Consider the following 25,909-nt stretch of genomic DNA (forward strand, 5'->3'; position numbering starts at 1 on the left):
GAAGAAAATTCCAACCTTCCCCTGCTGTTATCACCCTTTATCTTTCTATATAAAAAAATTCCCCATCCCGCTTCGCCTAAGCGATACGAAATGAGGAAAAATGAAGATGTTCTCGGTTAAAGACGTTCTCAACTAATCTATTTATCCTTCGCTCTGAAAGCACTGGAGATCCGGCGTGCCGGATTCAGATGACTGTAATGGCGTCCATACGCAAAGTAGATAATCAATCCGATGATCAACCAAGCAAAAAACGTTATCCATGTCAGAGCTGCAAGGCGTGTCATCAAGTATACACAACCCAAGGCACTCAGAATCGGAATCAGTGGCACAAGTGGAACGCGGAAGCCACGTTTGAGATCCGGGTTATTTTTACGCAACACGATAATGCCCAGACTTACGACTGCAAAAGCAAACAACGTTCCGATATTCGTGAGCTCCGCCAAATGTCCTAACGAGATGAACCCGGAGAACAAAGCCACGATAATGCCTGCAACCCATGTTCCTACCGCTGGTGTCTGACTCTTGCCACTAACCTTGGAAAAGACCGGAGACAGCAGTCCGTCACGAGACATGGAATAGAGCAGACGTGTCTGACCATACATCATGACCAGTAATACGGTCGTAATGCCGGCAATCGCTCCAAGAGATACAATCCAGGACAATCCCTTCAGTTGAACAAATTCAAATGCAAACGCAACCGGATCACTTACATTCAACATGTTATAAGGTACAATCCCTGTGAGGATCAACGATACAACAATGTAGAGAACGGTACAGATTGCCAGTGAAGCAATAATTCCAATCGGCAAATCCCGTTGTGGCTGCTTAACTTCTTCTGCCGCTGTGGAGACCGCATCAAAACCGATATAAGCAAAGAATACGGTTGCTGCTCCCGCAGTTACACCTGAGATACCAAAAGGCAAAAATGGCTGCCAGTTGGTTGGCTCTACATAGAAGACACCCACACCAATAAAGATTAACACCACGATAATTTTAATGGCTACCATGATGCCGTTCGCACGAGCCGCCTCTTTTACCCCTCGGGTTAGCAGGAAGGTGATAATTAACGTAATGACCGCAGCCGTGATATCAAAATAGGTTCCCTTTTCCGGGCTGAACGCACTCGTCAGTGCATGTGGTAACTCCAATCCGAATCCGGACAATAACGTCTGGAAATATCCAGACCACCCGCTGGCTACTGCCGCACTCGCGAATCCATACTCCAATATTAGATCCCATCCCAGAATCCAGGCAATCACTTCGCCAAAAGCCGTATAGCTATACGTGTACGCACTACCCGATGCCGGTATGCTTGATGCAAATTCCGAGTAACATAATGCCGCGAATGCACATATGATACCTGCCAGTAAAAACGATAATACAAGTCCGGGTCCGGCATACGTTGCGGCAGCTACACCGGTCAGTACGAAAATGCCTGTTCCAATAATGGCACCTACCCCGAGTGTGGTTAAGTCCAACGGACCGAGTGCCCGTTTCAATGCACTGTTGTTATCGCCCCCGGAGGCAATTGGTTTTTTGCGAAATAATGAAGATCGTTGTTCGTTCTCACGCATAGTCATGTTCCTCTCGTCATGAATCTTGAATGTGCTATGGATGTAGCAGAGATTGATTGCCTTCCCATCTGTTCTATGAAAAAGTCATTTGTTCTATCTTATCGATCACCTATAAAAACCTATCGAATTCTACACGTTATCGCGTTGCTTGGTTAAATTTTTTTTTAAGGATCTCTTATTTTGTTCTTTTATCGCGAAATTTATCATGATCTGCTGCACGTGGATGAATATGAAAATGGATTTAAAACAAAACTGCGTATAATTTATATTATGCGCAGTTTTTATAAGCCTTATTTTATATAAAAAATATCCTTAATGCCTTGTTATCTGAAGTTACGAGAATGAGAGCTTTTTTCGTCTTTTTCCGCTGTCTCTTCTTCCGTTATCCTGTCTATTTCGACGATATGCAAGCATGTAAAAGAGCCACATCGCATGATATGGCTCTTCCTTTCCTCTTTATACAGCTAAAGGTGTATATGAAAATACGAAGTAAATATTTCTTGGCTTTTATGAAAAAGCGAATTATGAAAAAGCAATTCTCTCCGCGTCCGACATCCGGTATTGGGATAATAAATAATCTTTGCTCTGCATTGCCGCATGACGAATCGCATCTAAATCAACATTCAACAGCTTACCCTCTCGCTTCACAAGGCGACCTGCCACAAACACGGTATCCACATTGGATGGATTAGCGAACTGAACGACAGCGCCGATTGGATCATGAACGGGGAACATATTCAGATCGGTGGTACGAATCATGATCAGATCCGCTTCCTTTCCTGGGGTCAGCGTTCCGACCTTCTGCTCCAATCCTAATGCTTGGGCACCAGCCGAAGTTGCAAATCTCAGTACTTGGCTGGACTGCAAGTTCAACTCACCAGGCATCTCACCCTGCTGCAAAAGTTGTTCATTGGCTCTGGATCGTTCAGCTTGAAGTGCAAACTTCATCTGCGAGAACATATCTCCGCCTGTGGACGTTACCACATCTACACCAAGTGTAGGGGTTCCCCCATGTTCGAGAAAATAGCCGGTGGCCGGATATCCATGACCCATCATCATTTCAACCTCAGGTGTGACCGACAAGGAAGCGCCGCTATCTGCCAGCATTTTGTATTCATCCATGCCCATGGTGTTACCATGAACGATATTCACCCGTGGACTTAACAGTCCCGCTTCGTACAATTGACTAATCGAGCGATCCACAGATCCCCAACTGCCAAATCCTGCATGCATGGAACAGATGGCATCCAACTCTTGTGCTAGCTCGATCTCTTTTACCGTTGTATCCCAATGACTGAACTCCGGACCACGAATGGCAAGCCCATAAGTAAGCAATTGATCCCGTGATGAAAAATAACGTTCTTTGACTCTTCTCACATCATTATTCGAATACGTGAGTTGACTATCCCGATTCCAGTAGTCGGTCTCACCAGGGACTCCGTGAGCAAATACCGCCCGAATGCCAGCATCCTGAAGTCCACGAATCAATTCATCCGTATGGTCAGGGGAATACGGCATGCTCCAATCCATTACTGTCGTAACTCCTGCATTAAGCGCTTCCAAGGAACCAAGCAGGTTGGCAATATAACTATCTTCTGGACGGAGCTTGCTCCCCATCGCACCATAATAGAGATTCTGCAAATAAACGGGTAACGACCAGTTGGTTCCCGCTGTTTTGACAAGGGATTCCCACATATGCCGATGCGTGTCCACCAGCCCAGGCATAATAATCATCGATGAAGCATCAATGACCTCCGCACCCGGAATATCCAGGTCGGGCTGGATCGCCATGATCAGTGAATCCTGAATCAGAACGTCCGCCCTCTTATACTGTCCAATTCGAGCATCCATCGACAACACACAGCCATTTTTCAACAGATAACTTGTCCGCACAAGACACATCTCCCATCTAATTTGGTTTGAAAGACGATCACATCCTGCTTACGAATCCGTACTGCTTCTGACTATTTTTTCGCTAGTATATATACATTATATAGTTATTGTTAGTATTTATCAATTTTGGGATTTGTGTTTCGCCCGAAATCTTCTGACCTTCATCAGGTTGCCGCACATCTTATCATCACAGTACTTCTGTGTTCTGCTTCGGGTAACATCATAGAACATCCAGCGACAATCCGAATTATCACAGATCCGAATCCTACGCCCTTCTCCCTCCACCAAAGTTGTAGCAAAGTCAGCAGCTACCTCAGCCATAACCTGATGCCAATGTGCTTTTATAGCTACCAGTTGGAGTTTCATTTCCTGATCAATTGTAGTCAATGTTCTTTTTACATGCCCTGCTTCCATAACACCATTCAGCCACTGTTGCTCTTCATCCGTTAATGATGCTCCAGAAGATAAGCGAGCTCCAAGAGCCATCAATTCGTTCCTGAAGTTTCTCATCGACAACTCATCTTCTGGAGATGCAGGGACAGAAGCGTTAAGTTGCCATCGATCCAGAAAGTCTTGCTGCCAGCTCGCCTTCCCGAGTCTGTCCTCCGATCGATCTCCCCCACGCCAGTCGTGATAATCGCTGTTTACAAAATCGGTCCAAAGTCTGTCCATGTCTACCTCCGTTTAATGTAACTACCTTAATTCAATAAAGGTGGTTACACCCTGTCTTTGATGTGTTATATTAAGTGTAACCTCATTAATCAGTTTTAGCTAGTTACATCATACATCACAATAATTCTCAAGGAGGAAACGGCAATGACGAAAACAACAGCATTAGATGTGTTACTGATTCAAAAGGATAATACATGGGATCAATGCAATTGGATTGTACCTTTGTCGAAATCCTTGGAGGGTCTTACAGCAGAACAAGCAGCCTGGATTCCACCCTCAGGGGGATTAAGCATCTGGCAGTTGGTTAACCATATGTATTATTACAACCATCGCTTATTGTGTCGCATGCAAAGTAAGGAGCCTACCCTTCCTGCTGTAGACTCCAATGAATACACATTTGGGAATCCGGGAGATGCAACGGATGCAGCTGGTTGGAATACACTGCTACAGGGTACAACTCGATTAGCCCAGCAGTTGCGAGATCAATTGGCTGCACTCGAAGAGTCAGATCTTGAAGCCGCATATATGGACTCCGAAGAGAAATGGGCACACGAACTGGCTCGATGGGTACTCCATGATGCGTATCACGCAGGTCAGATCGTGCTTCTTCGCAGACAACAAGGAAGCTGGAAAATCGTTTTCTAAAAAAAATGCTTGAACTGCTAGCGCTTACAGGAATAAGATGAACTTATTAATGTTACAGCTTGTTTAACACACTATATAATTGAATAGGATCTTCGGGGTAGGGTGCAATTCCCAACCGGCGGTGATGTTCTTCGGAACCAGCCCGCGACTCGCTATTTGTTCTTAACGAAGGACATTTAGCGACTGACTTGGTGTGAATCCAAGGCCGACGGTACAGTCCGGATGAGAGAAGATCAACACATTGACATGCCGTTCACGGGAAGGCCTCTTTCCTGACGCATGTCCTTGGATGAGCCCCCGTTTATTTGGTATATACCAAAACGGGGGCTTCTGTCGATTTTGCCAACTGAAGATTCCGTGTTCTGACGAAGGAGTCCTGAATATGGAAAAGACATCAGCAGCATCACCTGTTTACCGCAAGGAACGAAGTAATACCGGATTCTGGCTTGTAGTTCTCGGCGCCGCCTTATGGGGGGTCGACCCACTCTTCCGCATTATTTTGCTAAATACGATGACATCCACGCAGATTGTACTGGTGGAACATATCATCGTCAGTCTTATTGCCATTCCCGTGCTATGGAAATTCCGGTCTGACCTGAAAAACCTGCGCGCTCGCCACTGGATTGCCGTGATTTTTATCTCATGGGGAGGTTCAGCACTTGCAACGGTGTTGTTCACCATGGCACTAACACATAACGATCCGAACACAGTTCTATTATTGCAAAAAATGCAACCACTCTTCGCTATCGTGCTGGCTAAACTGTTATTGAAAGAAACGTTGCCTCGTCGCTTCGGTGGATTGTTCTTCATAGCATTAGCAGGAACCTACCTGCTTACATTTGGCTTCACATTGCCATTAGGTAACTGGGACAACTGGATTCATGCTGGAAGCTTGTTATCCCTTGGGGCCGCTGCCTTATGGGGAGGTTCAACCGTTATGGGACGATTGATGCTGGGTCAGGCGCGTTACGAAACCGTCACCTCTCTTCGTTTTGTCGTTGCTCTCCCGCTCCTGATTTTTATGACGTGGAACGAAGGTGCGGCATGGACGTTTCCGTCCGGAACGGGTGAACAGACCGCTGTCATCCTCAACATTCTCGGTCAGGCATTGTTACCAGGTTTGCTCAGTCTTCTGTTGTATTACAAAGGTCTGTCGTCAACCAAAGCTTCTGTTGCAACACTCGCAGAACTTAGCTTCCCGATGGCGGGTGTGTTGGTGAACTGGATCGCTTTCCGTACGCTGATTACATGGGAGCAGTTGCTTGGTTTTATTTTAATCTGGGTGGCCCTCTTCGCCATTTCCAGACAGCAGGAAAGATCATCCACTGCGACTGATGCGGCACCGAAGCTGCGTACAGAGTAAGTGGATATATCCGAGGTTCTCATATAAACAAATAGTCAAATATAAAAATAAGACCATTGCACATCAAATTAGATGAGCAGTGGTTTTTTATTTCCATTTCTCGATGTTACTCAATCATTTTCTCAATTAGCAATATGAGCTATTAACCCTGTGCTTTATTTTATTTTGATATCGCAACTCCTTCCTCTTTTCCATTCGACCCATACCGAATATGCTAATCATCGCACTACGTCTCTTCTATGTTTTGTCTTTTGTCCAATCCGATGGTACGATGACATATGGAATAAACAGATGAATTATATTCAGAGAGGAACGATCATAATGTCTTCATTCTCATATACCTCCTACGACGCCGTAGGTTTGGCTGAACTGATCCGATCCCGGGAAGTATCCCCGGTTGAATTGCTGGAAGCGGCGTTTGCACGCCTTGAAGAAGTGAATCCGCAACTTAATGCAGTTATTCGTACATATGAAAATCGCGCACGGGAGGAAGCCAGTTTGGTTCGCCCTGGAGAACAACCTTTTGCCGGTGTGCCCCTGCTCCTGAAAGATATCTCGCAATCCTTGGAAGGTGAATTTCTGACTTCAGGCTCCCGTCTGTTCAGCGAGCATCGGGCATTACGCAATTCCAATTTTGTCACTCGACTCCGTGATGCGGGTTTTATCATCATAGGACATACGAATACGCCCGAATTTGGCTTGAAAAATATTACGGAGCCCCGCCTCCATGGTCCAAGTCGCAATCCCTGGAATATCAATCACTCTCCCGGTGGATCAAGCGGTGGAGCCGCTGCCGCTGTAGCTTCGGGTATTGTTCCTCTGGCCGGAGCCAGTGACGGAGGCGGTTCGATTCGTATCCCGGCTTCCTTTAGCGGATTGTTTGGATTGAAGCCAACTCGCGGGCGCACTCCTGTAGGACCGGGAGTTGGTCGTCAATGGCAAGGCGCATCGATTGATTTTGCCCTCTCTCGCTCGGTTCGGGACAGTGCTGCATTGCTTGATACCTTACAAGTCATACAGCCTGAAGCTGCATTTCATGCGCCACTCTTTCCAGGCAGTTACTTGGCAGATATGAGCTATCCACATCAACGCAAACTGAAAATTGCATACACAACCGATTCGCCCGTAGGTACACCCGTCAGCGTAGAAGCCAAAGAGTCTGTACTCAAGCTCGTTCGCTGGTTGGAAGATCAAGGTCATCATGTTGAAGAAAAACTCAGTCCAGTCAATGGAGTTAGGTTGATGGAAAATTATTACATGATGAACAGTGGTGAGATGGCCGCGATGATCTCTTCCATGGAACGATCCATGGGTCGGGCTCTGACCTCCGATGATATGGAGATTGAATCCTGGGTTCTGGCTGAAGCTGGAAAAAAGGTGTCCGCCGCGGAATTTGTACATAGCTTAGCTGAATGGGATGTAGCTGCAGCTCAGATGTCCACCTTGTTTGAGCGTTATGACTTCTATGTCACACCCGTTAATGCTTTTTCTGCGCCTAAGATTGGAGAATTAACACCTCAAGACGAACAGATCCGTAATCTGATGCGAATTAGTGAGTTGGACAAGACCCAGCAGCAGCAACTCATTTATGAAATGTTTGAGCCCAGTCTTACGTATACACCTTTCACCCAGCTTGCAAATCTGACCGGCCAGCCTGCGATAAGTGTACCTCTTCATATGACACCAGAAGGTTTGCCAATGGGTGTACAGGTTATGGCAACCAAAGGCCGTGAAGACTGGTTGCTGCATCTCGCTGGTCAGTTGGAAACATCCGAACTTTGGATTGGGATGAAAGGTAATCCTCTGTTCCCAGCATAAACGCAATATTTTACACGTTTCTGATGAGTAATCTTTCATCCACTCTATTCTTATTTTTCATATTCGCATGCCTACATTACTTGCTATAGTGCATGAAAGCAATGTCGTCTCCGCATACTGAAGTAAAAAGACATCGGAGGAGACAGTGATGAATTCAACGGAATCTCATAAACAATCTATTCACATTCCTGCCAAGACAGGCTACGCTCTTAGAGTGAAAAAAGGCTCACTGATCCGTATAACTGATTTGGAAGGGCAGCAAGTGGTTGACTTTGTCGCTTATGATGCACAGAATATTAATAATCGGCTTGATCCCGGGGTAACCCTCGATGTCCTGCGCAATTACAGAATTAAACCGGGGCAATGCCTGTATTCCAACCGTTATAAACCTCTCATTTCCATTGTCAGTGAAACTGTAGGCATTCATGATTTTTTCAATTCGGCCTGTCGTCCGGAAATGTATGAGGTCTTATATGATAAAAAGGACCATCCCAGTTGTTATAATAATCTGAATACTGCTCTTGAACCTTTCGGTATCTCTCCCCCGGATCAACATTATCCTTTCAATCTGTTTATGAATTCCGTAGTAGATGGTGAAGGCAAAATTGATGTTATCGCTCCCGAATCATGTGCAGGGGATTATGTTGAAATGGAAGCTTTGATGGATCTGATCATCGGTTTATCGGCTTGTCCGTGCGAGGAAAGTTCTTGCAATGGCTATCATTGTACACCTGTTCAACTCGATGTGGAGTCGCCTGCTGGTTAAAGTGCTATATCCTCACAGTTTGTTCTAATTCACTCCTTGCGGGAATACGATGACTTGTACCCATTTTATGTGACTACTGGTACAATTCGTCGAACCCGTTAAGGAGTGAACGTATTTATGTCTGTACTGTTCAGTTATATTATTCTGGGAATATCATTGTCCGCTCCAATCGGTCCGATTAATGCTGCTCAACTGGACCGTGGAGCTCGACATGGATTCATGCATGCCTGGATTCTAGGACTCGGAGCTATGTTTGCAGACTTGGTGTATATGCTGCTGATTTATTTTGGAGTTGCCCATTTTCTGGACACGCCGTTTATGCGCTCTTTTCTCTGGTCATTTGGCAGTTTTATTCTGATTTACACGGGAGTGGAAACGCTCTCGAAGCTGAAACAGGGGATTCAAGGTACATCTACTGCGGAGGCGACTGTTCGAAAATCGTTTATTTCTGGCTTTTTGATGGCTCTGTCCAATCCACTGAATATTTTGTTTTGGCTTGGGATCTATGGCTCCATTCTCGCGACAACTGTAAAGCATACGGACACCGCTCATTTACTGCTCTACAGTTCAGGCATATTTATTGGCATTCTGGTGTGGGATGTCATTATGGCTGGAATGGCCAGTCGATTCCACAAACATAGCAGTGAAAATGTATTGCGCTGGATCTCCATCATTTCGGGAATCTGCCTGATCGGATTTGGTTTGTATTTCGGTTACGAAGCTGTGCGTTCCATATTTTTCTGACAATAAAATCAGGCTGGACAGTCACCCAACTTCCCCCACATTAATACTGTAACGGTATCATGTGGAATGGAGTTGGGAATCAATGGCGGAGCTGTATAGTGCCGACGAAATAAATAGTTTATATGAGCGTCTACCATCTTGGCAGCAGGACGCTTATTCGCAATTTGCAGATATGATCGCCGATGAAAATAATACGTATCCATGTGTACCTGGACGAATGGGATTTCTGTCCGGACATTTGAGGTATGGCTTTACGTGTGACCCCCGATCTGAACAAGCTGCCGAAGATATGGCGGATCTGCTTAGACAATATGGTCCTGTATCCAGAGACACCGGTCATTACGCTTCCATGGTTGTGATCTGTGATACGCCAACTGATCTGAAAGATCATACAACGGTAGAGCAATATCAGACGTTATTCTGGCAAATGCTTAATCGGGTAAGTTCACACGATACCGAGCCGTGGCCAGAACATATTTCAACCGATCCTCATGATTCATCATGGGAATTTTGCTTTGGCGGAGAGCCTTACTTTTGTTTCTGTGCAACTCCTGCACATGAACTCCGAGCCAGCCGGCATTTTCCTTATCTCATGTTTGCTTTTCAACCACGGTGGGTATTCGAATCCATTAATGACAATACCCCTCTTGGCCGTAAAATGAAAACCTTGATTCGCAAACGTCTCGCTGCGTATGATGCTGTACCTGCTCACCCTTCGCTGATGTGGTATGGTCAGCAAGATAATCTGGAATGGAAACAGTATTTCTTGCCTGATGATGAGCAGACACCCTCCAAATGTCCATTCATGCGGATGAAGCAAGCCCTAGGCAAGTTGACGAAATAATCTTAAAGCACTCATTAATCCGTTGTGCGACATCCACGAAAGTTGCTGAAAGGTACTTATGGTTTGGATGGTGCTGACTGCGGTGGTTTCGAGCCACGAACCTTATGAACAACATACGTGATGATCCCAAGAAATACGACAAGTCCCACACTTGCCAGCAGACCCGTTCTGCTGGCTTTTTCCATCGCTGTTCCGGCCACAGCGGCCACAATTAATACCATGGCAATCCACACTTTGATGCGATTCCACTTCACAGGCTTCATTTTTTTAATGTACGTGATGCAGATGAGCAGCCATGTATACATTAATACCAGACTACCTGCTGTCGTCACATATTCAAACAAACTCTTGGGCATCCATAATGCCATCAAGGTAGACAGGACTAATCCAGCCGCTGTACAGCACAATGCCTGAAGTGGCATGTCCTTTTTTCCCCAGGTCTTCGTGAACAGCTTTGGTGCATCTCCATCTTCTGCGAGTTTCACCAACATGGACGTAATGGCATATAACGAAGCCACCATCGTCGAGAATCCGGCTATAATCAGAATTCCGTTGAGAATGTGGACCACAACGGTTAATCCAATGGTTGACATGGCTTTGACAAGCGGGCTTTCATCTGGAGTTAACTGAGCTGAAGGCACAAGCAACAGGATCAACGCAATTGAAATCACATAGAGTGTACTCACCGATAATAACATTACTCGACCTGATTTCACTGCATCTTTTGGTTCTTTCAGGTTAGCTGCCATCAACCCCATAACCTCGATCCCGGCAAAAGCAAAGAATGCATAGATGAAACCGGTCCATACGCCTTTACCCCCATGCGGGAACCACTCATTCTTCAATTGCTCTGGTGTCACTTTTACCGGTAGCCAACCTAGACAAGCCGCTCCTGCTATAGCTATAAATGCAACCGTTGCAGCAAGTTTGATTACAGCAAGAATATTCTCCGTTTTGGTTAATCCCTTTGCTCCCAGTGCAGCAATGAAGAGACCTATAGCGGCATAGATCGCAACAAATGTCCAAAGCGGAAACTTGGGAAACCAGAATTGAGAGAACAGCCCAAGTGCCGTTAATGAGCTGCCCATGATGAGCATTTCAGAGAACCAGTACATCCATCCACTACCAAAACCAGCCCAAGGTCCGAATGCTTCGCCTGCATACGTTCGAAAAGCGCCTTCCTTTGGATCTTCTGCGGTCATCTGTGCCAGCGCACCAAATACAAAGTAAGTACCTGCTGCCGCCAGCACCAACAATATAAGTACGGATATCCCAGCCCAATGAATCGCCAGACTGGTCCCTAGAAAAAATCCCGTTCCCAGTGTGCAACCCGCGCCAAACAGGGATAAGCTGACCCAACTTAGTTTTTCGTCGTCGTTTTTACGGTGTTGCTGACTTTTCATGAAGCTCCTCCTTCTACCTTATCCCCTTACGATTTACAGGTCATGGAGGTTTTATGTCTGTATTGCCAAAAAGAATTATTATTAGTTTACATAATATTTAATATGTTTCATTTATTCTGATGATGCTTTTAAGCTGTATGCTTTTTAAGATCAGAATAAAGATATATTTTCAATTCTATTTAAATCCGCAAAAAAAGTGGTTGACTTCAATCGCTTAGAATGGTTTTCCTTTTAAACATGGTGGTGCGTCAATGTGGCTATATGAGAGATGGTAACTAAGGTGGGAAAATGATCTCTCTATTGTGAATTTTTCATATGTTGAAATTTTATAAAATAAGTCGTTATTTCTTTTAAATTGAACGTAGACTGTTTCTTTTTCGTTTTTTCTCAATAGCTTCGTCGTTTTTTATAAATTTAGTCGTTTATAAGAAAGGCTACCTCCTGGGATTTTTCCTTTTTATCCTTTTTCACCAGTTTTCGAACTAGGCTGACGTATAGGCATTATCCCCTAAAATTTTCGCAGGCTCTGTTCCGAATACTGTTATGAATTTTTCATATATTGAAAATATTTTATGTTGGTCATAAAAAAAGCCGCCATAAAGGCGACTTCGCTAATATTTCCAATTTAAGTCCGGCCAGTCCAATCTGTTCCGGCGATTTCTTTCCATCGTGTTCTAATCTCATCATATATTTCCTGTGGTAATGTGCCTTTAGCCACAAGGTCGGCATTTTGCTGCCAGCGATTGGGCTTGGCTGTTCCTACAATAGCCGTATCTACTCCTTCGGTACTTAGCGTAAAACGCAGTGCTGTTTCCACCGCTGCCTGGGCATCCTCACCCAGAAAACCATAGTTAAGTTCACTTAAGCGCTTCCAGTATATGAATGGATAAGCCTCTTCCGAAAGTGTTTCATACGTCCAGGCCGCATTGGCAATAGGTCTTTTGGCCATTACTCCCATGTTTCTTTTTCTTGCCTCAGGCAACGTAAGATCAATTGCTTCCTGATCTGCGATATTTAATGAAGTCTCCAGGCTGTCAAATACTCCGGTCTGAATCGCATATAGCGCATCTGTTGTATCCCCACTATATCCGATAAATCTGGTTTTTCCCGTTTCCTTGGCACGTTGCAGTACTTCGATTACTGCTCCTTGTCGGAGTACTTCTTCAGAGCAGCTATGCAAATGGATAACATCCACATAGTCTGTTTTCAGCCGTTTCAGACTGCGTTCAATCGTTTGCTCCAGTACTTTGGCATCCCAATCCGGACCTTCAATCCCGGCAGCATGTCCACATTTGGTGAACAAATAGTAGTCATCACGCCGATGTGACAGCACCTCACCGATTAATTCCTCGCTGTCACCGTAACATTCAGCCGTGTCTATCACGTTTAATCCAGCATCCAGGGCACTATTCAGCAATGTCGCTACATCCGTTTTGGATACATTTTTGCCTATTTCCGCTCCGCCAAATCCAAGTGTACTTACGTTCATGCCAGTATTACCGTACTTGCGCGTTTCCATGGTTATCTTCCTCCAAGTTCAGTGAATTGGGTACAGATAAATAGAAATACAGATTAACTTCAACTTCCCTTATGTTATTACCCATGAGTTGGTTATGCCACCCACTTTTCCAGACTGCACCCAAGTTAATTTATTTAGAAACCATAAATGGACATTCCACCGTCAACCAACAACGTTTGACCCGTTATATATCCCGCTGCATCTGATGCCAGGAATACAACTGGCCCTACCACTTCTTCCAGTTCTCCCACTCGCTGTAGCGGTGTACGACTTACAATTTCCTGCAAATACTGGGGATCATCCAGCAGCTTTTCAGTCAAAGGTGTTCGGAAATACCATGGCCCTACTGAATTGACACGGATTCCATACTTTCCCCATTCCAGTGCGAGCACTTTGGTCATATGAATTAACGCAGCTTTGGTCGCACCATATACAACCCCTGTCCGCAAAGCCGTATGCCCACCTACCGAAGAGATGTTAATGATCTTCCCAGTCCCACGTTCTTTCATATGCTGACCCGCTAATTGCGAAGCAAAAAAAGCCGATTTTAAGTTTGTCTGCATGATGGTCTCCCACTGCTCGTCCGTAACTTCAAGTGCTGGTGTCCGTATGTTCATACCTGCGTTATTCACCAGAATGTCCAGACTACCCATCTCCGAGATCGCCTCTTGAAACGTCTCTTCCAGTTGTTCTTTTGATGTCACATCCGCAGTCAGAGCTAGCGCTTTACGCCCCGTCTGTTCATAGATGTAGGCGGCTGTCTCCTCAATTTCTTTCATTGTTCGGGATACAAGTACAACGTCACTGCCTGACTGGGCAAGTCCTATCGCAACTGCTTTTCCGATCCCTCTCCCAGCGCCTGTCACCAGTGCTGTCTGTCCATCGAGATGGAATGTGGGTACGTTCATGTGACTCACTCCTTCATCAGATTCTTTATTTCAGCATTCAAGCAGAATGCTTCTATATGTAGGTAAACCCCGATGGGAATCAGGTTACAAAATACTGGCTTGGATTACCCAGTTCCGGATGGAACTTCTCTCGAAAGCGGCCTCCGGTATAATCCCCTATAATTTTTCGCCAGAACGCCTGCGCAATGACATTGTTACGAACCTGGGTTACTTTCCATCTTCCTGGAAAACGTCTAAACAGCTCATAGGCTGCCCGAGTACCCAATCCACTGCGCCGATATTTTTGCATCACAAAAAACTCAGTCAAATAGTAGTCATTATCCTTACTACCAGGCTCCAATTTCTCCACCAGAGCAAACCCTGCAGGTGCCCCGTCACTTGTAATCAAAAAAGGAAACTTGCGGTCTTCTTCTGCCCAGAATGCCTCCAGACCCGGATATTCCGGAAAAATGCCGTTACTGTCCACATCAATATTCAGATATTTGGTAAAATCATATAGATAAAATTGCATTAAATGCCGAATCACCTGACTGCGTTCCCGGGGAACCAGTTCTATTTTCATATTCATCCGGTTCACCTCCTCTGCTTTACGTATACTAATTACTTTAAAGGTTTACGCGCCGAAGGGCAAGGAAGCATCCCCTACTTACTGCCTGCTTTAGTGAACAAGCTGTGAGCATGTAAATTATGGTACACTAGAGCATAGAATACGATTAAATTGAATATTCATTTTATATGTTTTTCACATGGAGGTGTCGAACTTGACCAACGTGCAAAAAGAGATTGATCGACGCAAGCTGGATGACAAACTGCCTTCCATGCCTTGGTTCGTTCAGCAATTCATGGACTACAAGCTGCCTGACCTGTCCCCCTCTACCCTGCTCGAATATCTGAGAGATTACGAAGCTTTCTTCGGATGGTTGCGAGCAGAAGGGCTGTCCGAGGCAAGCTCTAATAAAGAAGTTACCTTGACTGAACTGGAAGTCCTACGCATGGATTCGGTTACCGCCTATCGGTTATTTCTCACAACCAAACGGGAAGGAACCAATTCCAGAATTACCGTCTCTCGCAAACTCTCTTCCCTTCGATCCCTTTTCCATTACCTGAGCCAGATTGCGGAAGATGAAGACTTTTATCCTCTGCTGAAGCGGAACATTATGGCCAAAATCGAGATCAAGCGTACCCATAAACCCAAGGATACCGCTGCCAAACTCAAAGGTAAAATTCTGGAGGAAGAGGAACTGCTTGAATTTATCGGCTATATTCTTGAAGGTTACGCTGTTGATATGGAGAAGAACAAACAGGCACTGTATTCCCATGAGCTCAACAAAGAACGGGACGCCTGCATTGCCAGCCTGATCCTCAATTCAGGTTTACGGGTGTCGGAAGTTGTCAACCTGAACGTCGATGATCTCGATCTGAACAACAAACTCCTGTATGTTTATCGCAAAGGTAACAATGATGAGACGTACAAAACCCCCGTTTATTTCAGGGAACAGGCCAAGGACGAACTTGCGACTTATATGAACCTGCGGCAATCACGTTACCGTACGCCCAAGCGGGAGAAAGGTCTGTTCATTGCTTTGCGCAACGGAGATTCGGAAGGCAGCCGAATGACCAAAAGAGCGATCCAGGCCATGATTATGAAATACGCCAAACGTTTTGGCAAACCATTCTTGACCGTGCACAAATTACGCCATTCATTCGCAACCGACTATTATCTGCAAAATGATATTTACAAAACGAAGGAGCAGCTTGGACACGCTTCTACAGAAACGACCGAGATCTATGCTCACCTTACTGATAAAACGATGTCCGAAGCCATCGAACGTCGTACAGAAGATGGGATGTAACATCCCGAACATAATAAAAGCAGCAAGCCGTATCAAGGATTTCGATCCGAGAAAGGTCTGCTGCTTTCTGTTTTTTTGCATCATTCAAGGAAAAGAGCACAAGCAGAAATAATTTAGTTTACATAATAAAAATTACGTTATATCCAAAGGCGATCAATCATACTCTCTGTACATTCAATCATATCCAGCGATTATAATATCCCACTTCTTGACGTTTCTACGATTCGACTTCACCATTCTGCCTACACTCGCTCTCAACCATCGCTAACAACGCTTTGGCTAGATCCTCCGTTTCATGAACCGAGTACCATTTTATATCTCTGCTTACGGTGCTCCGCTCTATAAACTGCTCTGAAGGTAACCATGAGATCACACCCACTACCCCTTCAAGCTGATCAACCAAGGTCAGATCTTTCTCCTCTCGGACCATCACGAATTTGGGATAAGAAGCATCCTTGAATCCTTCAACAACAATCCAATCATAACCGGGCAGATGACTTAACATATCCTCAAGCTTGGTTGGCTGTCGCTTCATAATCGCAGTACGTTTCTCTGACATAACAACCACCGCCGAGGCCCCAGCCTCTCCAAATCGATACGAATCCGTTCCTTCTTGATCCATCTCAAAATGGTCATGTCCATCATGCTTAATTGCTGCTACTTTAAGTCCCATGGAAGAAAAGTGCCCGATCAGCGCGGCTGTCAGGGTTGTCTTGCCCGTGTTTTTGTATCCAACAATCTGTATGATATGTGGTTTTGTATCACTCATTGTAGTCATCTACCACTCACCTCACATGACCTGAGGGCAGTTTGAGAATGCGTACCTGCTCACCCGCAGGAATGCCTTTTTTCTCAGGTGGAACAACAATCAGGCAATCACTGTCCTTAATGGTGATCATCACGCTGGATTCATCTACACGGGCAGCAGCCGGTATCGCGTATACCATGCCGTTGCGGATCTCTGTGCGTCCACGTACGAAACGTGTAAAATTATTAACTTTGGTGTACTCTTCTTCCAAGATCGCAGTCCATTCTTCCATATAAGGATGAGCATCCGCCTGCATGGAACGTATGGTTGGGCGAACAAACAAACCAAATCCTACAAAACAAGCCCCCGGGTTACCCGAAAGCGCAAAAAGCAATTTATCTTTATATACAGCAGCTGTAGTCACACTGCCTGGTCGCATCGTCACTTTGTTAAACAACATCTCCACCTGTTCTTCCAACACAAGTTCGCCCATAATATCATAATCCCCGACGGATACACCGCCTGTGGTCACCACGATATCATTATCTTGAATGGCTTCTTCCAGCTTGGCCCTTGCCGTATTCACATCGTCTGCAATAGAACCGTACATCACAGGCTCTCCACCTGCTTCAACAACCAGAGAGCGCAGCATGTAACTGTTGCTGTTCCGAATTCGACCTGGTTGTAATGGCTCATCTACATTAAGCAATTCCGTGCCGGTTGCAAATATCGCTACCTTTGGACGTTGAAATACGGGAACTTCTGCTATGCCAAAAGTAGCTAAAACAGACTGCTCTCCTGCCCTGATGATCGTTCCTGCTTCGAGCAGTTGCTGTCCCTCTTGGACTTCCAGTCCGATTGGGGTGATGTTAGCACCCGACAATATGTGCCGTTTCAATGCAATCCACTGTTCTCCGTCCTCTACCTTGCTCTCGGTCATCTCCATCATAACTACCGCATCCGCACCTTCCGGAACCTGTGCACCGGTCATGATGCGAGCCGTCGTACCTGAAACAATGGTGTGATCCGAGGTGTAGCCGCAAGGAATTTCATCAATTACTCGAAACCAAACTTGATGATCACTCGATGCATCTATCGTATCTGTACTTATAATCGCGAATCCATCCATACCCGATCTCCGAAAGAATGGATACGGATGGGGTGCCTGAATCGCCTCTGCAAGTGTGCGGCCATGAGCAGATTCAAGATGAACTTTCTCTATGGAGCCTACAGTAACTCTTGCAGCTATTTTGGCTTGGGCATCCGGTACCTGTACAGCTGTTCGATTGAATTTGGCAGTTGTCATATCATGTGAATGTGAGTTCATTTTCAAAAGTATTCTTACCTCCTAAAGACTATCATCCTTTAAGAAAGTGTAGCCCGAATACTGTAAGATAACAAGTACATCACTATTGAATCCTGTGACAAAATCTTATTTCTTACAGTTGTAACATTCCTTGACCTTTGTTCAACATGAAAGGCATCTTGTCTGCCCATAATATAATTGTCAAAGGGAGGCGATGATCATGAGTAATCGATGTGAATTATGTGGAAGAGAACCTGTGAATACAACCGTTCATCATCTGACACCCAAAGAAATGGGCGGAACATTGCTGCCAACAGCCAACCTGTGCATCCCCTGTCACAAACAGATTCATTCGCTATACACCAATCGCGACATTGTAACCCTTGGTCTCACGGATCTGCAATCCTTGAGACAGGATGAACGAATGATTCCATTTATCCGCTGGATTCGCAAACAGCCAGCTACAACGATTCCCCGTGTACGTAAATCCAAGCATGTTCGCAAATCGTAAATCAAAAAGAACAGCTCCAAGGTCATGTGCCGGCGAGGTGAATCCGCCTTCCCTTGTCACTGTTCTTAAATGAATTATGCGATTGGCAGCCATTCTTATGATTAGATGTTTATTATCTTCGCCTCTTAATTCGGCCGCCGCCCACTCTGGTTTTCGGTTTTTTGTAGGATTTCTTAGGTGAATCAAACAACCCACCACTGCTCTTATTGCGATCAATGGTTCCCTTGCTCTGATCCTTGTTGCGGTTGAATAATCCTCCGCCAGATCCCACGCTTGAATCTTTATCGCTTCCGCGCCTTGTAATCGTACCTTTCCGATCGACAGTAATAGGTGGAGCAAGCTTCTTGTCATTACTTGTTGGCGTACGGTAAGATCCTGCACTCGGTTTATACGTATCTTTATTGGTATACCCCCGATAGTTGCCATAACCTCGCCCGCCAAAAGAATCAAAAAGATTACCAATTAATGTAGCGGTGAGGTAGCCTTGTAGAAAAGATGAATCGTAGTTCTGCCGAACATATTCTTTGGAGTCCACCTCAACCAAGGTATCCTCCGGCTTGTTCGGGTCTTGTTGCAGGTGATAATACTCGTCCTGATACACGAGGAACATACGCTCTGTGTTCTCTGCCGAGATCTGATCCGGTTGCCTTTGGTCAGACAATTCCTGAGCCACTTCCGGAACGGTGCGGTCCGAAGCCCGGTACACATAAGACGTTGAGTTACCACTGCCGTTAACCGATTCAAGCGGATATGTGTCCTGAACAGAAGGTGCTCCGCACGCGGACAACAGAGACATCACAAGGCTGAGGACCAGCATTAATTTTAATCCATGTGCCAAGCGTTTTTTCATTGGGAACCTCTCCTAGCTCGAACGAATCACTTTGATATCCGCAGGAAGAATGGACTCACCCTCATACAGTGTAAATCTTCTGTCTTGCCACTCCACCCGAAGAAGCATATTATCATCCGACTGATACTGCCATACCAATTGTTCTCCAGCCTGGCCATATGGAGTTCTACCTGCCGTTGATACCATGCCTCCATACTCTTCCTCCAGATGATATGCGCGTCCATCCAGGTCCAGCAATGTGGGCACCTCATCAGGTGCATCAAGCCTGCCATCAATGGGTGTATATAGAGCGTAACGTGTGAGTTCCCGTTCTTCGATATGCAAATATCGAAATGCGGTACCATCCTGCAGCGTGAGCACAACTGCATTTCGAGCGCGATTTTGTACCCGACCAACGACTTCATAAGTAACCAGAGAAACCTCACAGATATCACCAGGTGCAAGCTGAAGCATCGTTTTCTCTGCCTGCGGTGGTTCAGGTTTTGTTAGTATTCCTTTAATTCGTTTCCATACACTCATGAGAATTACTCCTGTTCCTTATCTTATAAACAAGCTGCAATAATCAGTGCGCCCACGATATGTAAAGCGCCAGAGAACAATCCGTATCCTGTCTTCCCTTGTTGAATTCCTGTATCCAGATCCAGATTGGCCCATTTGCGAATCATAAAGTGTACAACACTCTCCAAAATCAACAAAATGATAAAGGATACAACGGAGACCAACAATGCTTCTCCAAGATGACCAGCCGTAGAAATGGACGTAGCGAGTACATACCCTTGTGCAAATAATTTCATAACCATCCGTGTAGTAACGGCCATATTGCCAGCCTTAACTTCAGCAAAATCCTTATATTTCGTGAACAGTGAATCTACATACATCAAGACAAACAGCAAAACCGAACCAGATCCGGTCCAGACCAGCATCGCCAAAATATTCAAATCCATTTACACAGCCCCCACATATCAACATGAACCGCATTTAAAAGCGAAGGAGAAATACTCTTCTCCTCCGCTGGTTAACCCTGCTGACAACCAAGGTATTAGTTCTTATTATCGTACTGTTTCATCAATGCTGCGAGTTCGTCTTCAACAGCCTGATCTTTACCCAACTTCTCGAACTCTTCATCCAAAGACTTGCCTTTGGAAGACATTTCGTTACTTGCTTCCGCCTGTGCTTCCATCTGCATCATTTTCTCTTCCATACGCTTCATACCAGCACTTGCAGTATCAGAACCAAACCCATTCAACGCTTTGTTGATTTCAGTTTGGGCTTTTGCTGCATTGTAACGTGCTACCAGTGTTTCGCGTTTGTTCTTCATTTGAGTCAGTTGCTTACGCATCTCGTCGAGCTTGCCACGCAGGTTATCTGCCGAAGCCTTGTTTTGGTCATAGCTGGTTTTGTACTCAACCATCTTCTCCTCAGCAGCCTTTTTCTCTTCCAGGGCACGTCGAGCCAAATCCAGATTCTGAGCACGTGCCGCCGTATGCGCCTGCTCTTCACGTTTCTTCACAAGAGCTTCCTGCTCTTCGAATAACTGCTTGAATTTCTTCTCAATGGCGATCTGTTGAGCTACTGCCTTCTCTGCATCTTCCAAATCCTCTTGCATGTCACGGATATATTGGTCCGTCATCTTGATTGGATCTTCCGCCTTGTCAATAATGGCGTTGATGTTAGACATGGTTAGATCACGCAAACGTTTGAAAATGGACATTATGTTATTCCTCCTAGTCGATATTACATCGTATATAAACATACATACGTAACAATCTACAACTCGTTTCAATTTTAGCAAATAAAATCAAAACATTCGATGGCTCTTATGTCAGAAAGATCGTTTATCTTTGTTCAGATGATCCTCCATCAACCTCTCTGCAGTCTGCACGATTTCGTCGATCTGCATCCGCGTGATGGAATCAAAATGAATACCCATGATCACCGTAACAGTTACTTTCAGCTGCAGAGCAGCCTTTCGGGCAAGCCGCTCACACAGTTCTTGTTCCTTATGCCCAGGAATATGTACCGTCGTCCCGCTGACGCGCTCATGATCCACGTAGAACGTAGCTACGGCGCCAATATGCGCCATTCCTCCGGTAACGAGAAAAACCTTATCTTCTCCTGCTTCAATCACCTGTAAACGTATGGATTTCAAATCATATGTACTCATACCCATCCACCTATCCTTTTCTATATGTTATATATGGAGGAATTATGGCTGTCATGAGCTAAATCGGCAATGAAACTTCTCACACTGTGCATATTTTATGGAACCCCCGGGTATACCAAGGAGAACGTCATTTTGGAAAAGGAGGCCGATATTATGCGCGTACGCCTCATTATGCTGATGGTTATCGTTATTTTTCTCGGAGGATATCATGCTCCAGTTTCAGCGCGGGAAGTTTCAAGCCCGCCAAGTGAATCAGTATCAGGTTCGGATTCTGCGGAAGAAGAACAACTGACATTGGGACAGTTACGTCAAAAATATGCCGATACGTTCAAAACCAATGGTCCTTCAACCAAGAAGGTTGCACTGACTTTCGATGATGTACCTGATCCACGGTTTACTCCACAAGTACTGGATGTATTGAAGAAATACAATGTCAGAGCTACATTCTTCATCGTGGGTAGTCGTGCTGAGAAACATCCGGATCTTGTGAAACGCATCATCAAGGAAGGGCATATGGTTGGTAATCACAGCTACAATCATCCTGAATTCAGTAAACTGTCGATGAATGCCTTTCGCAAACAAATTTTACATACCGGGGATATTATTCGACGTTTGGCGGGATATACGCCCAAGATGATTCGGCCGCCTTATGGAGACATTAATGAAGAACAGCTGAGATGGTCTGCCAAACAACACTATAGCATTGTGAACTGGAACGTAGACTCCCTGGACTGGAAAGGCCTTTCAAAGGAACAGGTGAAAGATAATATTCTTTCTGCTGTAAAACCCGGCTCCATCGTTCTGCAACATGCTGGAGGCGGTGTAGGATCAAACCTGAACGGCACGGTTGAGGCTTTGCCTGAAATCATTGAAGAATTGCGTAATCGGGGATATGAACTGGTCACCTTGGACGAAATGTTGGGATTGCCAAAGGCCAAAGATTAGGATGACCGTGATACCAAATAATGAGAATATTAAAAGGGTGCTGTTCAATCGCGAATTAGCGACTGGCAGACACCCTGTTTGAATTCATTTTAAATGTTATTTTCTCTCTACTTCAGAATGTACAGCTCAATATCCTGAAAACCAAATGAGCTTACAGACTGTTTGCTACCTGGGATAAAGATATCAATCCGGTGACCTTTGATTGCACCGCCCACATCTCGCGCTGTGGCTACAAAAGCCTGTTTGGGCAATCCTGGATGGCTATGACCAGTTACCAGTACTTTGGTTCCGAGTGGAATTACACTTGGATCAACTGCAATCGTGCCCAGTTCAAGATCATTTCCGAAATAATCGACTGCACCCCAGCCTCCATTTTCAGACGGATCTGCAGAGTATGCCGTTGCTTTTACGTTCACAGCTTTGCTGTAATCGAATGTTTTACCCCAGGCTTGAACAACTTTGTTATCTGCGTTAACGTCCAAGCTCGCTGTAGTAACAGTCTTCGCTTGGGTCTTTCTCTCCGCTGCCGCAGCGGCTGCTACATTGTTTGACTTACCGGGAATCGTAATTTTCAAACCACCATAAATGTTGTAAGGCGAAATGTCGTTGTTTGCTTTAACTAACGTGTTAATTGCTACTCCGTATTGTTTCGATAAGGTGTAGAAGGTATCCCCCTCTTTGGCCACATGAACTGAATCGGCGTGAGCCGGAACGGCTTGAATGAGCATTGCTGTTGTCATTAATGCTACTGCTGTTTTGGCTATACGTTTCTTGTTAATCATGGTCTTCCTCCCTCATTGTGCCTGCGAAGTTAGTTGTCGGATTCGGATGAGGAGCCCACCCTATAGGTTCATCATTACATTTGAAACGATATGTACCCCTAATTCACCCCAAGCAGTGTGCCGTAGATCTTCCCCCTGCACAATCTGCATCGTTACATCCCCCGCACTCCCTATCCGGAAGTTTCGGCAGAGTTCAATATATCACAATTTTGTAACCTGAACTTGTAGTAATTCTTACCAAATGGTTTTAACATGTGTAAGCACGTGTAAGAATACTGAATACTCTAAAACTGTTGGGCGAGATGTCCCCTATATATTTGGTAACAGAATAGTTACTTTTCCGAATCCTATATTTGATTATTTTCAAACAAAAAATAGCGTCACCGACTCGAGGTCAGTAACGCTATTTAATCACTTCATTTAGAGTACTTTCGCAAGAAAATCACGTGTGCGTGAATTTTTCGGTGCTCCAAACACCTCATCAGGTGTTCCCTCTTCCACAATAACCCCGCCATCCATGAACAGGATCCGGTCTCCCACTTCACGTGCAAAACCCATCTCATGCGTTACGATGACCATCGTCATCCCGCCTTCTGCAAGACGTTTCATGACATCCAGCACTTCACCGACCATCTCGGGGTCCAGTGCCGAAGTAGGCTCGTCAAACAGCATCACATGCGGCTGCATGGCCAATGCTCTTGCAATGGCGATCCGCTGCTTCTGTCCACCGGACAGCTGATTCGGGAATGTATCTTTTTTATCGTACAAGCCCACGGTGTTAAGCAGATCAGCGGCAATTTTCTCCGCTTCCTGAGTGGATTGTTTCTTCACTTTAATCGGAGCGATCGTGATGTTTTGCTGTACCGTTTTGTGTGGGAACAGGTTGAAGTGCTGGAACACCATGCCCATTTTTTCCCGAGTTGCGTTGATGTTATGCTTGGGGTCCGTGATTGACACGCCTTCAAAATCAATCTCTCCTGAGGTAGGCTTTTCCAGCAGGTTCAAACAACGCAAGAATGTACTTTTACCTGAACCGGAAGGACCGATGACCACGACAACCTCACCTTTGCCAATCGTCACGTTTATGCCCTTAAGCACATCGTTATTACCATAAGATTTGTGTAATTGTCTAACGTCTATCACTTGCACTCAACTTCCTTTCCAGTCGTCCCAGCAGCTTGGACAAAATGAACGTCATTACAAAGTAGATGGCTGCTGCAATCAAAAATGGACTCAATCCTTGGTACGTAATGTTTTTGACAACACTTGCCTGATACATAATATCCACCATACCGATAACGGAGATAATGGAGGATTCTTTAATGATAGTTATGAATTCATTACCGATCGCTGGTAATACAGCTTTGAAGGCTTGTGGCAATATGATATAACGCATCGCGGCGCCTCTTCCCATACCTAATGAGCGCGCTGCCTCCAACTGACCACGATCCACACCTTGGATACCTGCACGGAAAATCTCCGCCAGATAGGCACCACTATTGATTGAAAGTGTAATGATACCTGCCTGAAGTGCAGTGAAGTTAATGCCAAAGCTCAAGGAGAAACCATAGTAAATAATCATCAATTGTACCAGCATCGGTGTGCCACGGATCACTTCAACGTAAGCTGTACCGATCCAGCGCAAGATTGCAGCGTCATGCAAACGGAACAAACAGATGATCAATCCAATAATTACCCCGAAGATAACCCCAAGTGCAGACAACAGAAGTGTGTATCCTACACCTGTAGCATAGAAACTTTTGTACTCCCAGAACACTTGGAAAATATTTTGTGATTTGTTCGCTTTATCCGCCATTAAGAGGCTGGCGTCCGTCACCATCTGATTGATTTTATCTTCACTTTTCAATCGCTCCAGTGTTCCATTTACTGCAGCTAGCAGCTCGGTATTACCTTTGCGAATCCCGATTGCCGCTTCTGCTTGCTCTTCGTCCGGAACAGCAGCAGCAAGTCCAATAATATCGTCCAGATAACCTGCAGCAACGGTATCTTCAACGATTGCCGCGTCAATGCGTTTTGTTTGCAGTTGAAGCACAATATCCGAGATTTTATCAAGCGCTGTAAGCTTCGCTCCTGGAATACTCTGTCCGATCGTTTCCTGAATGGAGCCTTTCTGAACGCCAATTTTCGCATTTTCAAGTTCTGCCATGGTTGGATATTTGTCTTTATCCACATTGCGAACCATAATCACTTGTTTTGATTTATAATAGGTGTCGGAAAAATCGATACTTTTCTTCCGCTCATCCGTCGGCGTCATACCTGAAATCACCAGATCAACACGCCCGCTCTGCAATGAAGGCAGAAGACCGTCGAAGCCCATATCCTCAATCACAAGCTCAGCGCCAAGATCTTTGGCAATCTCTTTCGCGATCTCAATATCGAAGCCGACGATTTCATCTTTGCCATTAATCACTTTATGGAATTCATAGGGTGCAAAATCGGCACTTGTACCGAGCACCAGCTTTTTACTGCTTGAATTGTCTGTAGTCCCACTTGCAAGTGCCACAGGAACGGCAGTTGTCAGCAGAACGACAAAGGTCAACAGCATCATGGTGTAACGACTTATTAATTTCAACCTTGTTC

General features: G+C 45.2%; 26 protein-coding genes and 2 riboswitches. Of the genes, 9 read left to right on the plus strand and 17 right to left on the minus strand.

The window, feature by feature from the left end:
* Positions 1–137: 137 nt before the first annotated feature.
* The 3 genes from ACETMN_RS18160 to ACETMN_RS18170 form a co-directional block, all read right to left on the minus strand.
* The gene (locus ACETMN_RS18160; RefSeq protein ID WP_223199722.1) at positions 138–1,574 is read right to left on the minus strand and encodes an amino acid permease; all 1,437 of its coding nucleotides are present in this window, start codon (positions 1,572–1,574) and stop codon (positions 138–140) included.
* A 522-nt stretch (positions 1,575–2,096) separates the two neighbouring features.
* Positions 2,097–3,467 (minus strand): amidohydrolase family protein, encoded by a 1,371-nt coding sequence (locus tag ACETMN_RS18165; protein WP_373419891.1) that lies wholly within the window; start codon positions 3,465–3,467, stop codon positions 2,097–2,099.
* 120 nt (positions 3,468–3,587) lie between these two features.
* The gene (locus tag ACETMN_RS18170) at positions 3,588–4,139 is read right to left on the minus strand and encodes a CGNR zinc finger domain-containing protein (protein WP_091019588.1); all 552 of its coding nucleotides are present in this window, start codon (positions 4,137–4,139) and stop codon (positions 3,588–3,590) included.
* A gap of 144 nt (positions 4,140–4,283) precedes the next feature.
* Between ACETMN_RS18170 and ACETMN_RS18175 the strand changes: the two genes are divergently transcribed.
* The 6 genes from ACETMN_RS18175 (at position 4,284) to ACETMN_RS18200 (ending at position 10,319) form a co-directional block, all read left to right on the plus strand.
* Positions 4,284–4,784: a DinB family protein gene (locus ACETMN_RS18175; RefSeq protein WP_091019590.1), complete on the plus strand. Its 501-nt coding sequence runs from the start codon at positions 4,284–4,286 to the stop codon at positions 4,782–4,784.
* Between the two features lie 84 nt (positions 4,785–4,868).
* A riboswitch (FMN riboswitch) is annotated at positions 4,869–5,022 on the plus strand.
* 144 nt (positions 5,023–5,166) lie between these two features.
* Complete coding sequence (locus tag ACETMN_RS18180; protein ID WP_091019592.1) at positions 5,167–6,147, plus strand: DMT family transporter; 981 nt, start codon at positions 5,167–5,169, stop codon at positions 6,145–6,147.
* Positions 6,148–6,468: 321 nt separating this feature from the next.
* On the plus strand, positions 6,469–7,965 hold the full coding sequence (locus tag ACETMN_RS18185) for an amidase (protein WP_091019594.1): 1,497 nt from the start codon (positions 6,469–6,471) through the stop codon (positions 7,963–7,965).
* A gap of 148 nt (positions 7,966–8,113) precedes the next feature.
* Positions 8,114–8,731 (plus strand): DUF1989 domain-containing protein, encoded by a 618-nt coding sequence (locus ACETMN_RS18190; RefSeq protein WP_091019596.1) that lies wholly within the window; start codon positions 8,114–8,116, stop codon positions 8,729–8,731.
* A gap of 117 nt (positions 8,732–8,848) precedes the next feature.
* On the plus strand, positions 8,849–9,475 hold the full coding sequence (locus ACETMN_RS18195; protein WP_017688112.1) for a LysE family translocator: 627 nt from the start codon (positions 8,849–8,851) through the stop codon (positions 9,473–9,475).
* Between the two features lie 82 nt (positions 9,476–9,557).
* Entirely contained in the window at positions 9,558–10,319 is a 762-nt protein-coding gene (locus ACETMN_RS18200) for a YqcI/YcgG family protein (protein WP_091019597.1), read from the plus strand.
* Positions 10,320–10,375: 56 nt separating this feature from the next.
* Here the strand turns inward: ACETMN_RS18200 and ACETMN_RS18205 are convergent, their stop codons facing one another.
* The 4 genes from ACETMN_RS18205 to ACETMN_RS18220 form a co-directional block, all read right to left on the minus strand.
* Positions 10,376–11,722, minus strand: a complete 1,347-nt coding sequence (locus ACETMN_RS18205) for an amino acid permease (RefSeq protein WP_091019599.1) — start codon at positions 11,720–11,722, stop codon at positions 10,376–10,378.
* A 625-nt stretch (positions 11,723–12,347) separates the two neighbouring features.
* The gene (locus ACETMN_RS18210; RefSeq protein ID WP_091020765.1) at positions 12,348–13,241 is read right to left on the minus strand and encodes an aldo/keto reductase; all 894 of its coding nucleotides are present in this window, start codon (positions 13,239–13,241) and stop codon (positions 12,348–12,350) included.
* 134 nt (positions 13,242–13,375) lie between these two features.
* Positions 13,376–14,149: an SDR family NAD(P)-dependent oxidoreductase gene (locus ACETMN_RS18215; RefSeq protein ID WP_091020764.1), complete on the minus strand. Its 774-nt coding sequence runs from the start codon at positions 14,147–14,149 to the stop codon at positions 13,376–13,378.
* A 79-nt stretch (positions 14,150–14,228) separates the two neighbouring features.
* Positions 14,229–14,717: a GNAT family N-acetyltransferase gene (locus ACETMN_RS18220; RefSeq protein WP_091020763.1), complete on the minus strand. Its 489-nt coding sequence runs from the start codon at positions 14,715–14,717 to the stop codon at positions 14,229–14,231.
* Positions 14,718–14,895: 178 nt separating this feature from the next.
* On the opposite strand from ACETMN_RS18220, the gene xerS reads away from it, so the two are divergent.
* A complete protein-coding gene (xerS, locus tag ACETMN_RS18225; RefSeq protein WP_091020762.1) occupies positions 14,896–16,002 on the plus strand; it encodes a tyrosine recombinase XerS in 1,107 nt (368 codons plus the stop codon).
* 217 nt (positions 16,003–16,219) lie between these two features.
* Here the strand turns inward: xerS and mobB are convergent, their stop codons facing one another.
* Both mobB and glp read right to left on the minus strand, forming a co-directional pair.
* Positions 16,220–16,780, minus strand: a complete 561-nt coding sequence (mobB, locus tag ACETMN_RS18230; protein ID WP_091020761.1) for a molybdopterin-guanine dinucleotide biosynthesis protein B — start codon at positions 16,778–16,780, stop codon at positions 16,220–16,222.
* A gap of 7 nt (positions 16,781–16,787) precedes the next feature.
* Positions 16,788–18,077, minus strand: a complete 1,290-nt coding sequence (glp, locus tag ACETMN_RS18235) for a gephyrin-like molybdotransferase Glp (protein WP_091020769.1) — start codon at positions 18,075–18,077, stop codon at positions 16,788–16,790.
* Between the two features lie 199 nt (positions 18,078–18,276).
* On the opposite strand from glp, the gene ACETMN_RS18240 reads away from it, so the two are divergent.
* Entirely contained in the window at positions 18,277–18,567 is a 291-nt protein-coding gene (locus ACETMN_RS18240; RefSeq protein WP_091020760.1) for an HNH endonuclease, read from the plus strand.
* A gap of 112 nt (positions 18,568–18,679) precedes the next feature.
* Here the strand turns inward: ACETMN_RS18240 and ACETMN_RS18245 are convergent, their stop codons facing one another.
* The 5 genes from ACETMN_RS18245 to ACETMN_RS18265 all read right to left on the minus strand — a co-directional run bounded on the left by ACETMN_RS18245 (position 18,680) and on the right by ACETMN_RS18265 (position 21,581).
* Entirely contained in the window at positions 18,680–19,417 is a 738-nt protein-coding gene (locus ACETMN_RS18245; protein WP_091020759.1) for a DUF4247 domain-containing protein, read from the minus strand.
* Positions 19,418–19,429: 12 nt separating this feature from the next.
* Positions 19,430–19,936, minus strand: a complete 507-nt coding sequence (locus ACETMN_RS18250) for a DUF4178 domain-containing protein (protein WP_076317633.1) — start codon at positions 19,934–19,936, stop codon at positions 19,430–19,432.
* A gap of 23 nt (positions 19,937–19,959) precedes the next feature.
* Positions 19,960–20,361 carry a DUF350 domain-containing protein gene (locus ACETMN_RS18255; protein WP_036613690.1) on the minus strand — a complete coding sequence of 134 codons (402 nt, stop codon included), beginning with the start codon at positions 20,359–20,361 and terminating at the stop codon, positions 19,960–19,962.
* A 95-nt stretch (positions 20,362–20,456) separates the two neighbouring features.
* Positions 20,457–21,128 (minus strand): PspA/IM30 family protein, encoded by a 672-nt coding sequence (locus ACETMN_RS18260; RefSeq protein WP_091020758.1) that lies wholly within the window; start codon positions 21,126–21,128, stop codon positions 20,457–20,459.
* A gap of 111 nt (positions 21,129–21,239) precedes the next feature.
* Entirely contained in the window at positions 21,240–21,581 is a 342-nt protein-coding gene (locus tag ACETMN_RS18265) for a hypothetical protein (protein ID WP_091020757.1), read from the minus strand.
* A 153-nt stretch (positions 21,582–21,734) separates the two neighbouring features.
* On the opposite strand from ACETMN_RS18265, the gene ACETMN_RS18270 reads away from it, so the two are divergent.
* A complete protein-coding gene (locus ACETMN_RS18270; protein ID WP_091020756.1) occupies positions 21,735–22,526 on the plus strand; it encodes a polysaccharide deacetylase family protein in 792 nt (263 codons plus the stop codon).
* Positions 22,527–22,633: 107 nt separating this feature from the next.
* Here ACETMN_RS18270 and ACETMN_RS18275 read toward each other — a convergent pair whose 3' ends face one another.
* From ACETMN_RS18275 to ACETMN_RS18285, 3 genes are all read right to left on the minus strand, one after another.
* Entirely contained in the window at positions 22,634–23,308 is a 675-nt protein-coding gene (locus ACETMN_RS18275) for a 3D domain-containing protein (RefSeq protein ID WP_091020755.1), read from the minus strand.
* Between the two features lie 2 nt (positions 23,309–23,310).
* Positions 23,311–23,507: riboswitch (cyclic di-AMP (ydaO/yuaA leader) on the minus strand.
* A 221-nt stretch (positions 23,508–23,728) separates the two neighbouring features.
* Complete coding sequence (locus ACETMN_RS18280; RefSeq protein WP_091020754.1) at positions 23,729–24,451, minus strand: amino acid ABC transporter ATP-binding protein; 723 nt, start codon at positions 24,449–24,451, stop codon at positions 23,729–23,731.
* Positions 24,438–25,874, minus strand: a complete 1,437-nt coding sequence (locus tag ACETMN_RS18285; RefSeq protein ID WP_373419913.1) for an ABC transporter substrate-binding protein/permease — start codon at positions 25,872–25,874, stop codon at positions 24,438–24,440. Before ACETMN_RS18285 ends, ACETMN_RS18280 begins: the two co-directional genes overlap by 14 nt.
* Positions 25,875–25,909 lie beyond the last annotated feature (35 nt).

It is taken from the genome of Paenibacillus sp. M2, assembly GCF_046713495.1.
In the GTDB taxonomy this organism is placed as follows: Bacteria; Bacillota; Bacilli; order Paenibacillales; family Paenibacillaceae; genus Paenibacillus; species Paenibacillus amylolyticus_B.

Bases quoted from the DNA above. Each gene is read 5' to 3' on its own strand.
- ACETMN_RS18160 (WP_223199722.1), bottom strand. From the start codon at position 1,574: ATGCGTGAGAACGAACAACGATCTTCATTATTTCGCAAAAAACCAATT.
- ACETMN_RS18170 (WP_091019588.1), bottom strand. From the start codon at position 4,139: ATGGACAGACTTTGGACCGATTTTGTAAACAGCGATTATCACGACTGG.
- ACETMN_RS18175 (WP_091019590.1), top strand. From the start codon at position 4,284: ATGACGAAAACAACAGCATTAGATGTGTTACTGATTCAAAAGGATAAT.
- ACETMN_RS18180 (WP_091019592.1), top strand. From the start codon at position 5,167: ATGGAAAAGACATCAGCAGCATCACCTGTTTACCGCAAGGAACGAAGT.
- ACETMN_RS18185 (WP_091019594.1), top strand. From the start codon at position 6,469: ATGTCTTCATTCTCATATACCTCCTACGACGCCGTAGGTTTGGCTGAA.
- ACETMN_RS18190 (WP_091019596.1), top strand. From the start codon at position 8,114: ATGAATTCAACGGAATCTCATAAACAATCTATTCACATTCCTGCCAAG.
- ACETMN_RS18195 (WP_017688112.1), top strand. From the start codon at position 8,849: ATGTCTGTACTGTTCAGTTATATTATTCTGGGAATATCATTGTCCGCT.
- ACETMN_RS18200 (WP_091019597.1), top strand. From the start codon at position 9,558: ATGGCGGAGCTGTATAGTGCCGACGAAATAAATAGTTTATATGAGCGT.
- ACETMN_RS18205 (WP_091019599.1), bottom strand. From the start codon at position 11,722: ATGAAAAGTCAGCAACACCGTAAAAACGACGACGAAAAACTAAGTTGG.
- ACETMN_RS18210 (WP_091020765.1), bottom strand. From the start codon at position 13,241: ATGGAAACGCGCAAGTACGGTAATACTGGCATGAACGTAAGTACACTT.
- ACETMN_RS18215 (WP_091020764.1), bottom strand. From the start codon at position 14,149: ATGAACGTACCCACATTCCATCTCGATGGACAGACAGCACTGGTGACA.
- ACETMN_RS18220 (WP_091020763.1), bottom strand. From the start codon at position 14,717: ATGAATATGAAAATAGAACTGGTTCCCCGGGAACGCAGTCAGGTGATT.
- xerS (WP_091020762.1), top strand. From the start codon at position 14,896: ATGGAGGTGTCGAACTTGACCAACGTGCAAAAAGAGATTGATCGACGC.
- mobB (WP_091020761.1), bottom strand. From the start codon at position 16,780: ATGACTACAATGAGTGATACAAAACCACATATCATACAGATTGTTGGA.
- glp (WP_091020769.1), bottom strand. From the start codon at position 18,077: ATGAACTCACATTCACATGATATGACAACTGCCAAATTCAATCGAACA.
- ACETMN_RS18240 (WP_091020760.1), top strand. From the start codon at position 18,277: ATGAGTAATCGATGTGAATTATGTGGAAGAGAACCTGTGAATACAACC.
- ACETMN_RS18245 (WP_091020759.1), bottom strand. From the start codon at position 19,417: ATGAAAAAACGCTTGGCACATGGATTAAAATTAATGCTGGTCCTCAGC.
- ACETMN_RS18250 (WP_076317633.1), bottom strand. From the start codon at position 19,936: ATGAGTGTATGGAAACGAATTAAAGGAATACTAACAAAACCTGAACCA.
- ACETMN_RS18255 (WP_036613690.1), bottom strand. From the start codon at position 20,361: ATGGATTTGAATATTTTGGCGATGCTGGTCTGGACCGGATCTGGTTCG.
- ACETMN_RS18260 (WP_091020758.1), bottom strand. From the start codon at position 21,128: ATGTCCATTTTCAAACGTTTGCGTGATCTAACCATGTCTAACATCAAC.
- ACETMN_RS18265 (WP_091020757.1), bottom strand. From the start codon at position 21,581: ATGAGTACATATGATTTGAAATCCATACGTTTACAGGTGATTGAAGCA.
- ACETMN_RS18270 (WP_091020756.1), top strand. From the start codon at position 21,735: ATGCGCGTACGCCTCATTATGCTGATGGTTATCGTTATTTTTCTCGGA.
- ACETMN_RS18275 (WP_091020755.1), bottom strand. From the start codon at position 23,308: ATGATTAACAAGAAACGTATAGCCAAAACAGCAGTAGCATTAATGACA.
- ACETMN_RS18285 (WP_373419913.1), bottom strand. From the start codon at position 25,874: ATGCTGTTGACCTTTGTCGTTCTGCTGACAACTGCCGTTCCTGTGGCA.